The following is a 13,152-nucleotide window of genomic DNA, read 5'->3' on the forward strand; positions in this document are numbered from 1 at the left end:
TTATTGTATCTTTTTGCCATTGTAGACACATCCTTTCTTTCTACTTATTATTCTAATATTTTCGATTAAATGTGTCTACTATATTATACTAACACCATTTTGACTCTTTTATATTTTATCAAATAAAAAATTATTTTTCCATACCATACTTAAAATTAGCACCATTGCAGAAACTAACACAGCTTCTAACATTGATGTTATAACTATCGAATATGCTATTATTTTGAATAAGTTGAATTAATTCTATGGTTACATGGACAAGAACGGTCATAATGGACAGTTGTAACCGGTTGTCCGTCCTTGCTTATTTGGTGTTATATTGATTCGAATAATCTTTATTTTTGCACCAATGGTTATCGCAGTCTTTGCTAACCTACTTCAAAAGCTATTAAAAAATTGCATAGATATAAAAAATGATATGAGGCGAATAAGTGGTTCTTTATTATCTAGATAGTGTATTCTTCCTATAGATTTATCGAAGGGGTTTTCTTTTTATCTCTATTCCTTTATAATCATAGTAAAGGAATGATTTCATGAAAAAAGCTATAGTATATATCAGAGTATCAAAAACTCGCGATGGGCTGATTACCCAAGATACTCAATTTAAAAACTTAAACAATATTGCAAATTACAAAATATTTACCTACTAAATTATTCTAATAAACTATCTCATCAATAAAAAACCTCCCATAACAGGAGGTCAATTAATCCCTCTACATCATTCCCATATTTTCCATATACATGTGCAATAAATATAACTCCCTCGCTGCATGTTGCATTTCATCGTGCATTGCATTAAAGAAAATATCTCGTAAATATGGATTATTTGTCATTAAATAATAACTTTTATACTTCTTATAATCTGCCGTTTCATCTAATATTCTCTGCTCTAAATATTCTTGATAATTATCCTCTTCCAATTCAAATTCATACTCAAATTGAGATTGAAAGGTACGACCAGTCAGCCTTTCATAAGCCCTTTGTAATTGATAAGCATGCTCTCTTTCATCTTTAGCAAACTCATTAATTATCTCACTAGCAAACTTATTTGGGGCTATATCAGCTAAAGCCCTATAATAAGCTGAATCCCTCAGTTCACTCTCAATTGATAAATACATCTCCTGCAATAAGAAAGACAAATCCTCCCCATTCATCTCCTGGACACTCTCTTTTTTCATTTTCATCAATTCTCTGCTGATCTCTATTATATCTTTCTGTGTTAAATTATTTAATTTCATTAACCACCCTCCCTTCCTAATAACATTATATTCCAATAAATAAAAATTGTTACTAATTACTGTCAGAGCAAGGATCTGGTTCCTTAGGACATGGAGGTTTATCTGGAGGTTTAGTAGGTGGTTGACAGATCCCACCTGCTAGTAAACAAGTAAAGACAAACAGTGCAATCACTATAATAATCACTAAAACATTAAAAAAGATAATTAAATTTGTTGTTGAACTTCCTTCACATGACTCTATTTCACCTTTATTGTTCAATATTACTTCTTTATTTTCTCCTTGATTAAATGGTGGTAGAGGAGGACCTTCATCATCAGGAAAAGGTACTAAGAGGTCTTCATAGGCTAATATATTAGCTATAAGCCCTAAAGCTGTAGTAATAACACCAAGAGTATCAGCAAAGGTTGCTTCTCCAATTATCCCTGCTTCCCCTTGTTGTAGCTTTGTCTTACTAAGACCATTTGAAGTCATACTTGCTAACAGTTTTAGAAACATCAAATTACCTCCTTTCTACTTATTAATTTATTCAGTTCCTACTAACTTGGTGAAATAAGAATAGATTGAATTCATATAAAAAGACAAAAATCCTTTAAATAAGCAAAGGATTTTTGTCTATTAATTCTCCCACTTAATCAATCGCTTCTCTAACCAGACTATTAGATAATATAATAAACCTGCAACTACACAGAGAATAATCACACTCGTCATTACCAAGCTTAGCTTAAAGACTTGACCACCATAGACTATCAAATAACCTAATCCAGCTTTGGAGACTAAAAATTCTCCCACTATCGTTCCTACCAAAGATAATCCTATATTTACCTTTAAAGCAGAGAAGATAGTGGGCAAGTTCTCCATCAGAACTACCTTCTTAAAGATTTGAAACTGATTTGCTCCAAGAGTACGTAGTAACTTGATCTTATTATTATCGGTCTCTTTAAAGCCATTATAGACCATCATAATAGTTACTATAATAGATACTAATAATGACATTCCTATAATTGCACTCACCCCATTACCTAGCCAGATAATCAAGATTGGACCCAAGGCCATCTTAGGTAAGGCATTTAATAGAACAATATAAGGTTCAAAGACCTTTGATAGATAATCAGACCACCATAAAGCAGTAGCTACTATTAAACCTACTATTGCACCTAAAGTAAATCCTACCAAGGTCTCATAAATCGTAGTCCAAGTATGCTTAACTAATTCCCCATTTAAAGCCATCTTGTAAATGGTCTTAGCTATCTGGGTTGGGTAGCTAGTAATGAAAGGATCAATAACTTTATACCTAGCAGCCAACTCCCAAGCTATTATAACTACTGCTAAAATAGCTAGTTGAGAGAACTTAACTCCTATCTTCTTTAACTTAACCCTCTTTAAATATTGACCATGCTCGGTAGTAACAGCACCTTTAGTCAGTATCCTTTCAATAAACTTAAACATAGATATCCAACTCCTCCCATAAGGAATTGAAGTACCTGTTAAACTCTGTTGCTTCTCTTGCTTTAAAGGTAGAATACTCTCCATCGATAGTTAAATCTATCTTATAGTCACTTTTGATCTCTCCAGGGCGTTCACTAAAGACCAATACCCGATCAGACATGGCAATTGCCTCTCCAATATCATGGGTTACTAAAATAACAGTCTTCTTCTCTTCCCTTAATATCTGTGCCACCTCATCTTCTAAGGCCAATTTAGTATGATAATCTAATGCAGAAAAGGGTTCATCCAATAAAAGAATGTCAGGTTCAATAGCCAACGTTCTAGCCAAAGCAACCCTCTGTCTCATCCCCCCTGATAATTGAGTAGGATAATAATCTTCAAAATCTCCTAATCCATAATCAGCTAATAATTGATGTGCCCTCTCTCTACTAGCATCATTGAGTTCTCCTCTAATCTCTAAACCCAATAAAACATTATCTAAGATACTTCTCCAAGGGAATAAATAATCTTCCTGCAGCATATAAGCAACTCTTTGATTGATACCATCTACCTCTTTACCATCGATTATTACTTGACCATCTGTTGGGGATAATAACCCTGCCAAAATTGATAAGGTAGTACTCTTACCACAGCCACTAGGACCAATTAAACTGACAAATTGATTATCTTCTATAGTAAAGCTTAGATTTTTAAGGGCTTCTGTCTCACCTTCTAAAGTATGGTACTTCATTCCTACAGCTTTAAACTCTACCTTAGACATAAATCTCCCCCCCTTACTCTACTAAGTAGATAGCTCTTCTAGCAAAGCTAGTATTGACTAATATTCCATAGTCAACGATCTCTTCTAGCTCTCCAGCCTCCATAATAATCTCTTGCCAATGTCTAAAGTCTCTTCTCTTTAAAATCGGATTATCTGCCCAAGTCTCTTGGCTCTTATATCTATCTACTACCTTTACTAAGATATTAAAATCTATATTTGGAAAAGAAGGTCTAATGACTCTAGCTATCTCTATAGCAGAATGGGAATAAACCCACTTTTGAGCACGATAAACCGCTTTAGTAAACTTTAAGACGGTTTGTGGGTTCTCTTTGATATAGTTCTTTCTTGCCATATAGACTGTATAAGGTACCTTTCCACCAATCTTTCCAAAAGAGGCTACTACATGAGCTGCACCTGTAGCTTCTAATTGTGATGCCTTTGGTTCAAATAATTGTACAAAATCACCTAATCCATTCTTAAAGGCTGGTGCATTTGCTGTAAAATCTAAATTAGTAATAATCTCTACATCCTTAAAGGGCTTGATCCCGTTATGGCGCAGAGTATATTCCATCATCATCTCTGGCGCACCGCCTGGACGGTTACCAACAACCTTCTTACCCCTTAGATCATCTATAGTGAAATCAGGCATCGGCTCTCTTGCCAATAGAAAAGAACCTGCTGTCTGGGTCAATTGGGCAAAATTGACCAAATAATTGTCTGCCCCTTGCTGATAAATATATACAGTAGTCTCTGGTCCTATTAAAGCTATATCAGCATGATTGGACATTAAGCTAGTAGCAGCTTTATCACCACCCCAAGCAGTAGATAACTCTATATCCAACCCTTCATCAGCAAAGAATCCTTTATGTATTGCAACATATTGAGGTGCATAGAAGATAGAATGAACAACTTCATTTAACCTAACCTTAGTCTTGGCAAAAGCACCAAAGCTTACGGTTAATAACAAGACCAACACCAAACTTCCAATCAATAATCTCTTCATCAAATCACCTCCCAATTTTTATACATATATTCTATGTACCCTTAATTGAAACTGTGAATAAAAAAGACGAGATCCCTGAGAATCTCGTCTAAATCAATGCTATTTAATTTAAGAATAAAGAGACACCTTTACCACCTTTACCGATATGATATAAAGCTTTGAAGATTTTACCCTTCTTATAATAGTTAGCCCCTAAGAGAAAATGAGTATACTCATTCTCTTCTATCTCTAAAGATTTCTGTAATGTCTGTTCGGCCTGTTTATAATTCTTTAGTTCATACTCTACTACAGCCAAATAATTATAGGTCCAAATGTTTTCTGGATCTAACTTAACTAACCTATTAAATAACTGTTCAGAATCCTTATAATTTTCGATTATATAATAAGAAAATGCTAAATAATTACTATCTATAATATCATTACTATTCTTCTCAACCCTCTTTTGATACTTAGGAATAATCTCTTGTAATATTTTTTTTCCTTCTGTTTCATCTAGACCTTTAAATATCTCTGTAGCTTCTTCTATCTTTCCTAAGTTAGCATAGGCAACAGCCAGTTCATATTTTGCTACTATATTATCTTCATCATCCTTTAATAAATTGTTCCTCGCTAAGGCCACCTTCTGCCATTGCTCTTGTACTTTACTGGCAGCCCAAGTTTTATTAGGGAACAATAGAATTGAAAATAGTACTAAGATTATCAATAATCTCTTCATATAACTTTTCCCCCTAAGATATTAAATTAATTCTTTTTACTATAATTATTCAATACCTACAGGGAAATACCTCTTCAAAATTCGTATTTCCTCAATTTTTTATAAAAGGGGATAATTCCAAAATTATAATTTTGGAATTTTAATCTTACTGATCATCAAATAAGATAGTACTATTATCAATAAAATAATAACCTCTACAGGCACTGAATACTTATAACTAAAAAAGCTAACAAAAGCTAACAAAGCACCTGCTACTGTAATTGGTACTCCTTCATAAGAGCCATCGAATTCTGTAATATTATACCTTGCTAATCTTAAAGCACCTGCCATTGGAAATAAAACTGTCAATAATAAGCCAAAACCACTTAATTGTGTTAACCCAACTCTCCATACCAATATTGCTGGAGCAATACCAAAGGATACTATATCAGCTAAGGAATCTAGCTCTTTTCCTAAATCACTTGTAGCTTTCAGCCCTCTAGCAAGCCTGCCATCAAAGACATCAAAAAGACCTGCTAATAAGATAAACAATGGAGCTAAATGCATCTCTTCTTGAATAATAGCTAAAATCGCTATTATCCCACAGGATAGGTTCCCCATAGTTACTGCACAAGGAATCAGCTTTAAATCAACAGATTCCTTGATACTTCTCTCTCTTAAAAACTCTCTAATCATTCCCAACTACCTCCCCAATAATAGTAATTCCACCTCTTACCTTCTGACCCTCTTTAACTTTTAGCTCTACATGCTCAGGCATAATAATTTCAGTACAAGAGCCAAATTTAATCAGCCCAAAACGTTCTCCCTGTACAACCTTGTCATCATTATCTACCCAACAGACTATTCTACGAGCTATAAAACCAGTGACCTGATTGACCAAAACCTTCAATTGCTGATTCTCTATTCCAACATAATTCTTCTCATTAATCTCAGAAGCATGACTCTTAAAGGCGGGTAAAAACTTTCCTTCACGATAAGCTCGATATTTAACCTCACCAGTTATCGGACTGCGATTAATATGAACATTGGTCAGTGATAAGAAAATACTGACCTTCTTAGCCTTACCTTTAATAAATCTAGGCTCATCTACCTCTTTTATCTCCATAATCCTTCCATCGGCTGGAGACAATAAGATCTTATCATCATTGATTATCTTCCGATTTGGATCACGAAAGAAGAAAATTACAAAAACCAATAAAGATATCGGAAAAAAAGATAATAAGGGAAAAATCAGATATATTATACCACTAATTACTGCCAGTACCAAGATATAAGGAAGACTCTCTTTAGCTATAGACAACTTAAACATCTACTTCAACTCCATTCTTTTTGTATAACAAAGTATTATTCTCCCTCCAAGAGAATTTTCCTGCTAAAAATTAATAAATTAAATAAAAATATATAATAATATTCTATTCTAAACTATTGTATTGATAGAACAGATGAGATAAAAGAAAGATATTAGAAGACTTGCATGTCAGGAATCGGGAATCTAAAATCAGTCTATTTTACTAATAACTGGTTCCTGACTCCTGATTCCTAAAACTGTCACAATATTACATTAAATCTACTCATCTATAACTCTATTAATTCTTAGGATCCAGTGCATCTCTAACACAATCTCCTAATAAATTAAAAGATAAAATAGTGATAACAACATAGTTTTAATCTTCTACTTATAATTAGTCTTCCCCTTAAACTCAAAAATCTTAACTAAAGCAGCATATTTAACTAAAATATTTATTGATATAAACAGGAGATTAGAGAATAAAAGTGAAATGATATTATGGGAAGAATATTATTCTAAAACAATCATTATATTTTTAAGGGGGATGTAGGATGAAAAAAAGACTTATTATTTACTTATCTTTATGCTTAGTAGTGGCTAGTTTTACTGTTTTTGCTCAAGGATTTTTTGTAATCAAATCAAATAACACTAAGCTTATGGATCGACCACAGGGTAAGGATATGACAACATTATCTGAAGGAACCGAGGTTAAAGTTATCGAATCTAGTGGTAAATGGAGTAAAATACAGGTAGAAGGTTGGGTTTTAACAGATTCCATTGTAGATCTTACTGCTTCAGAGGAAGAGCCTATAATCAAAACAGATATCGCTGACAATAAAAATGATAACAATAAACCTGAAAAAAAAGCAACTAAAGAGAAAAAAAATCAAGCCAAAAAAAGTGAAGTAACTAATAGTAGTTTTATCTATGACAAAATAAAAATCACTAGATCTTTTGGCTATACTAGAGTTCAAGGAAAAATAACCAATTATGCTGGTGTATACTTAAAAGAAGCTAAATTCAAAATTACTCTCTATGATTCAAATAATAATCTAATTGGAACTGGCTATAGTACAATCAAAAAACTATCAGCAAATGAAACCCAATCCTTTGTTACTTCCATTAATTGTGATCCAATGGAGGTTAAAAATTATAAGATAGAGTTCCAAAAGTAAATATATATAAGCTGCCACTTTTTCTCTACATAACATCATGGTTAAATTTTATTCTAAATTTGCGAACTACTCTGCTAAATATTGCCTATTTAAAGGAGAGATTATTCATTGAATATTATCTTTAAATTCTGCTAACAATAATAATAACTCGAAAGGAGGATATTATGAACCTCAAATCTATCTTCAAAATGAAGAAAAGGTTTGATAAGATGCTACTAGACAAGGATCCCGAATTATTTTATTCTAAAATAGTAGCTTTAGCTACTGGAGCATTTGTAATAGGGAGATTAACTAAAAAATAGTAATTTTATTAAGGTCACCTTCTTTCAAGTAAGAAAAAGGCAGGGAGTTATCCTTGCCTTCTTAAAATTATTCTCTCTATATATAAATGCTTTTAATTAACAGCTTCTCTTATTCTTTTAGCAATCTCTACACCAAATTCGTAACATCTCCTTAACTGCTCTCCATCAGGTACATATACAACTTCTAAAGGTTCTCCAATCAACTCAATCTTAGCTTTTTCTAATCTATTAGTAATCCTTTTAGTTGCACCTCCACGCCAACCATATGAACCAAAAGCTGCTCCTAGCTTATTCTTAAACCTTAATCCTTCTAATTCTTCTAGTAGAGGTACTAATTCAGGAATTATCACATTATTAATAGTGGAAGAACCAATAATAATTGCCTTAGCATCAAGAAACTCTTTAATGATGTCATTCTTATCAGACTTAGATTTACGATAAAAGTGGACTTCTATACCTTGATCTATTAATCCATCTGCAATTTTTTTTGCCATTAATTCTGTGCTATCCCACATCGTTTCATAGACAATAATTACTTTCTCTTTTGCTTGACCCTCAGCCCATTCTAGATACTTTTCAATTATTTTGGTTGGCTCCTTACGCCAAATAATTCCATGAGCTGGAGCAATCATATCTATTTCAATATTCATCTTCTGTACTTCCTTTAACTTTTTAAGTAAAATACTACTGAAAGGAGTTAAGATATTAGCAAAATATTTCTTGGCTTCATTCATAATCAAACAGTCATCTACCTGATCATCATATAATTGAGAGGTACAAAGATGCATTCCAAAAGCATCATTAGATAGTAATGCCTTTTCTTCTGGAATATATGTAAACATACTATCAGGCCAATGTAACATCTGTGCATTAACAAAAGTTAAATTCCTTCTTCCAATATTGACTGTATCTCCTGTACTTACTATTTTAAAGTTATAACCATCTCCATAGTGTTCAATAATCCCCTCTTTACCCTTATCTGAACAGATTACTGTTACATCATCCCTTAACCTCTCCATAGTCCTAGGAAAAGATGAAGAGTGGTCTGGCTCAACGTGATTGACAACATAATAATCAATTTCTTTAAAATCAATGACTTCTTCAATATGTGCAAAAAATCTATCGATAAAGGGTTTATATACACCATCAACCAATACATTTTTATCATCTTTGATAATATAGCTATTATAGGTAGTTCCTTGATGAGTACTGTAGGCAGGTCCGTGAAAATATCTGATATTCCAATCTCTTACCCCTACCCAATAAATTCCTTCTTTAATTTGAAAAGTTGACATTAAAAATACCTCCACTATGCTTATTTTATTAAACATAGTTTAACCTAAATTTTTTGTAGTATACAAATACTATTAAATTTAGCTTTAATACTAATCCTTGTAATTAAACCACCCCCTATCTTATTAATAAGATAGGGGGTGGTTTAATATCTATTAATTATGACTTCTTACTCTCTTTAATATGCCTAGCTAGCTTCTGATCTTCTCTCTTAATATGTTCAATCAACCAGCCTGTTACCATCTTATTTAGTTTCATCAATGAAGTGACCTTAACGTTGGAATTTTTATAATCTGCAATAACCTCTTTGACCTTGTTTTCAAATTTATGATGTATCCCTTTATGATTTTCATAATCAGGGTACTTATATTTCCGCTGTATCTCTTCCTCTTCTCTAAAATGCTTATCAATATAATCTGCTAAGAAATCCATTACCTCTTCAATCTCATCTTCTTCACTCTGATTCTTATAAGCATCTAATAAGTAATTAGCTCTATCGAAAATACCTTTATGTTGTTCATCAATCTTATCTACTCCAACCTTATATTTATCACTCCACTTGGTTACAGCTACCTTATCCTCTAAAACAAAGTTGGAGACTAAAGATTTCAACTCATTTGCCTTATGTTGAAGCTCATTGGATGAATTATTAATCTCTTGGGACATATTATCTATATCTTTAGCTGCTACAACCAATGCTTCGCTATCATTAGCAAGATCTTGAGCACCATAAGCAATCTGTTCAATCTGTGCTGTAGTCTCTTCACTGGCTTCTTCTATCTGGGTAAATATTTGATTAGTACTCTCAGTAATAGCTTGACCTTCTTGGGTCTTCTCTTCTACCTCTTTGATAGCCTCAATTACCTGCTTAGAATTCATTCTGGTATTATCAATCAACCTCTTAACATTGACAGTAGCTTTAGTGGTCTCTTCAGCCAACTCTCTAATCTCTTCTGCTACCACAGTAAACCCTTGACCATGCTCCCCAGCTCTAGCAGCCTCTATTGCTGCATTTAATGCTAATAGATTGGTCTGATCAGCAACATTAGTAATTAACTCTATAATACCGCCTATCTCTTCACTATTACTGTTTAACTCTTTAATCAAATCAACAGTAACCTTAACCTTTTGATTAATCTCTTGCATTCTACTAACAGTTTCTACCATATTTTCTTTACCAGATTGGGTCTGAGCTGTAGATTCTTGTGCAAAACTGGTTACCTCTTCTCCACTAGCTGATATCTCCTGGATACTAGCAGATATACTCTCAATTAATTGATTTGTAGTATCTATAGCTGCATTACCTTCCTCAGTACTAGCAGATAATATCTCACTATACAATAATAGGCTCTCTGCATCCTCTAATATCTTATTTACTAAAATACCCTGCTCTTTAACACTATCATTAAAGGAATTATACAACTTTCCAAACTCATCTTGCTTATCGATCTCTAATCTAACAGTTAAATCTCCTTTAGCTAACTGCTTCATCCCAAAGGTAATTCTATCTAATCCTTTACTTATATAGCTTGACAATCTTAACACAACAAAGATAATTAAAGCAGATATAATTACAAAAGTAACCACTATAGCTGTTATAACTTCATTTTTAAGATCTGACAAATCCACATTGTTACTCTCTAAAAAATCATTAAATTGTAAATTTACCACTATTATAATACTCACTAATGCCACAATCAATCCTAAGATTATACTTAGCAAAATCTTATTTTTAATTTTTAAATTCATCAATCCCATACCATTCCACCTTCCAATTTGAGTTTTATCTAACAACTAAGAACTATCTATAGTATTAACCTAATTATATCCAAATTCCTGCAAATTCTCTGTTATTTAGATCATATTTTTTATTTGACAATTTTTTCAACAGCTATAAAATCTATAAATCCACTAATTATAGCAAATATTACATACTTTAGTAGTTGGGAATTAAGAATCTGAAATCGGTTAAATTTATTTAATACTGATTCCAGATTGCTGATAACCGACTTCTTGTACTTCATTATCAATTTAAATTAATTTTCACAAAAGTAGTGGAAAATCCATTATTAAATCTTGAAGATATTAATTACCTCTTGTAAATCCTGAGCCATTTTAGTCAATTCCTGAGCAGAATTAGCCACTTCACTAGACATATTTACTATATCCTGAGAAGAACTCATTAATTGTTCACTACTTTCTGCTAAGCTTTGAGCAGATATTGTTGTTTGCTCAATCTGGGTAGAAGTTTCTAGGCTATATTCTCTAATACTTTCAAAACTCTGACCTGCCTTCTCTGCAATAATCTCTCCTTCTTTGGTCTTATCCTTAACGTGGTTGATAGCTGTTAATCCACCAGTAGATAAACTTTGCACCTCTTTAATCAAACTACCAATATTCTCAGTAGCATGATTGGTCTCTTGAGCTAGCTCTCGAATCTCATCAGCTACTACCGCAAATCCTCGACCATGCTCTCCAGCTCTAGCCGCCTCAATAGCTGCATTTAATGCCAGTAAGTTAGTCTGTTCAGCTATATTAGTGATAAATTCAATAACCTTTCCTATCTCTTTAGAATTAGCTTCTAAATTTTCTATCATTTCCAAAGTTTTATCTACAACATGGTTAATTTCTTTATTACTACCTATTGTTTCTTCTATATTGCTAAATCCCTGTTCAGTTTGAGTAGCTGCATTTTGAGAAAAACTACTTACCTCTTCTGAACTAGCTGCAATCTGTTGAATATTTGCTGACATACTCTCTATTAAACTATTAGTAGCTTCTATTGTTGCATTGCCCTCCTGAGATGAAGCAGCTAATTGCTGACTATAAGCTGATAGACTTTCTATTATTTCAAATATATTATTAATCACTTTATTTAAATTATTACGCATCATTTCCAAATGAGTCCCTAATTGTCCAATCTCATCTTCTCTATCAACTATGATTTCTACACTTAAATCACCTTGAGCAAACTTATTAACCTTAGAAGTTAGCTCTATAATCGGTCTAGCAAAATAGTTAGCTAAATAATAAACAATTATGGTCACAAATATAAAAATAACAACTGCTATTAAAATAATAATTTTTGTTAATTCTTCCATAGTAGCTTTAATATCATCTATATATATTCCAGTTCCTAAAATCCAGCCCCAGGGCTTAAACCCTGTTATATAAGATAACTTAGGCTCGAGCTGATCTTTATTATCATAGTATTGCCATTTATACTCTAAAAATCCACCATCTTGCTCTCTAACTATATCAGTCATCTCTACAAATATTTTTAATCCACTAGAATCTTTCACACTAGATACATCTTGGCCATCAAGCTGTGGCTTAAAAGGGTGCATAACCATCCTATTGTTTAAATCAGTTATCCAAAAATAATCCTGCCCTTTGTCTCCATAAGTAGAATTTTTAATCAATTCTTTAGCCTTTGCTTGAGCTTGCTTCTGGCTTAAAACCCCTTGTTTCTCTAACTTATGGTAGTACTTCAGTGTCCCTAGATTAGATGCTACAAGCTCCTTTAATTTAGACCTCTTCTCATCATATAATTTCCCCTTCACAAAAGAATAACTAGACAAAGAAATTCCGATTATACTCAACAAAGCCATTGCTAATATAGAAATCAGCAACTTAAGTTTAATGCTCTTCATATCTTTAAACAACTTCACAATACCACCTACTTTCTTTTGGTAAATGCTTATTAGGAATCTGGAATCAGTTATCAGCAACCTGTAAACTATACTCATTCCAGATTCCTGGTTCCCGACACCAAACTGTCGCAATATACCCATATAGCGTTATAGTTAAATTTTATTCTAGATTCACGAACCTATATAGATAAACAACTTTAGAATGTAATTTAAATATCCTAATAATTTAATACCTTTAAGTTCTTAACTAAAAACCTTAAAAGATAACTTTCAGCAAC

General features: G+C 32.7%; 12 protein-coding genes and 1 pseudogene. 2 read left to right on the forward strand and 11 right to left on the reverse strand.

Annotation, left to right across the window (positions count from 1 at the left end; all coding sequences use genetic code 11):
- Positions 1-331: 331 nt before the first annotated feature.
- A pseudogene (locus ACTCDL_RS09300) lies at positions 332-454 on the forward strand (hypothetical protein); the annotation flags it as partial.
- Between the two features lie 259 nt (positions 455-713).
- Here the strand turns inward: ACTCDL_RS09300 and ACTCDL_RS09305 are convergent.
- From ACTCDL_RS09305 to ACTCDL_RS09340, 8 genes are all read right to left on the reverse strand, one after another.
- Positions 714-1,238 carry a ferritin family protein gene (locus tag ACTCDL_RS09305; protein ID WP_463176011.1) on the reverse strand — a complete coding sequence of 175 codons (525 nt, stop codon included), beginning with the start codon at positions 1,236-1,238 and terminating at the stop codon, positions 714-716.
- A 52-nt stretch (positions 1,239-1,290) separates the two neighbouring features.
- Positions 1,291-1,734: a hypothetical protein gene (locus ACTCDL_RS09310; protein ID WP_463176012.1), complete on the reverse strand. Its 444-nt coding sequence runs from the start codon at positions 1,732-1,734 to the stop codon at positions 1,291-1,293.
- Positions 1,735-1,854: 120 nt separating this feature from the next.
- Positions 1,855-2,685 carry an ABC transporter permease gene (locus ACTCDL_RS09315; RefSeq protein ID WP_463176026.1) on the reverse strand — a complete coding sequence of 277 codons (831 nt, stop codon included), beginning with the start codon at positions 2,683-2,685 and terminating at the stop codon, positions 1,855-1,857.
- Positions 2,678-3,445: an ABC transporter ATP-binding protein gene (locus tag ACTCDL_RS09320; protein ID WP_463176014.1), complete on the reverse strand. Its 768-nt coding sequence runs from the start codon at positions 3,443-3,445 to the stop codon at positions 2,678-2,680. The genes ACTCDL_RS09315 and ACTCDL_RS09320 overlap by 8 nt, the downstream gene beginning before the upstream one ends.
- 13 nt (positions 3,446-3,458) lie before the next feature.
- A complete protein-coding gene (locus ACTCDL_RS09325) occupies positions 3,459-4,448 on the reverse strand; it encodes an ABC transporter substrate-binding protein (protein WP_463176016.1) in 990 nt (329 codons plus the stop codon).
- 103 nt (positions 4,449-4,551) lie between these two features.
- Entirely contained in the window at positions 4,552-5,163 is a 612-nt protein-coding gene (locus tag ACTCDL_RS09330; protein ID WP_463176018.1) for a tetratricopeptide repeat protein, read from the reverse strand.
- Between the two features lie 123 nt (positions 5,164-5,286).
- Positions 5,287-5,838 (reverse strand): CDP-diacylglycerol--serine O-phosphatidyltransferase, encoded by a 552-nt coding sequence (gene pssA, locus ACTCDL_RS09335; protein WP_463176019.1) that lies wholly within the window; start codon positions 5,836-5,838, stop codon positions 5,287-5,289.
- The gene (locus ACTCDL_RS09340) at positions 5,831-6,472 is read right to left on the reverse strand and encodes a phosphatidylserine decarboxylase family protein (protein ID WP_463176020.1); all 642 of its coding nucleotides are present in this window, start codon (positions 6,470-6,472) and stop codon (positions 5,831-5,833) included. Before ACTCDL_RS09340 ends, pssA begins: the two co-directional genes overlap by 8 nt.
- Positions 6,473-7,002: 530 nt before the next feature.
- Here ACTCDL_RS09340 and ACTCDL_RS09345 point away from each other — a divergent pair.
- A complete protein-coding gene (locus ACTCDL_RS09345; RefSeq protein WP_463176022.1) occupies positions 7,003-7,626 on the forward strand; it encodes an FxLYD domain-containing protein in 624 nt (207 codons plus the stop codon).
- A 394-nt stretch (positions 7,627-8,020) separates the two neighbouring features.
- Here the strand turns inward: ACTCDL_RS09345 and ACTCDL_RS09350 are convergent, their stop codons facing one another.
- The 3 genes from ACTCDL_RS09350 to ACTCDL_RS09360 all read right to left on the reverse strand — a co-directional run bounded on the left by ACTCDL_RS09350 (position 8,021) and on the right by ACTCDL_RS09360 (position 12,892).
- A complete protein-coding gene (locus ACTCDL_RS09350) occupies positions 8,021-9,223 on the reverse strand; it encodes an FprA family A-type flavoprotein (RefSeq protein WP_463176023.1) in 1,203 nt (400 codons plus the stop codon).
- Positions 9,224-9,380: 157 nt separating this feature from the next.
- Positions 9,381-11,015, reverse strand: a complete 1,635-nt coding sequence (locus ACTCDL_RS09355) for a bacteriohemerythrin (RefSeq protein WP_463176024.1) — start codon at positions 11,013-11,015, stop codon at positions 9,381-9,383.
- 275 nt (positions 11,016-11,290) lie between these two features.
- On the reverse strand, positions 11,291-12,892 hold the full coding sequence (locus ACTCDL_RS09360) for a methyl-accepting chemotaxis protein (RefSeq protein WP_463176025.1): 1,602 nt from the start codon (positions 12,890-12,892) through the stop codon (positions 11,291-11,293).
- Positions 12,893-13,152 lie beyond the last annotated feature (260 nt).

It is taken from the genome of Orenia sp. (assembly GCF_055140805.1).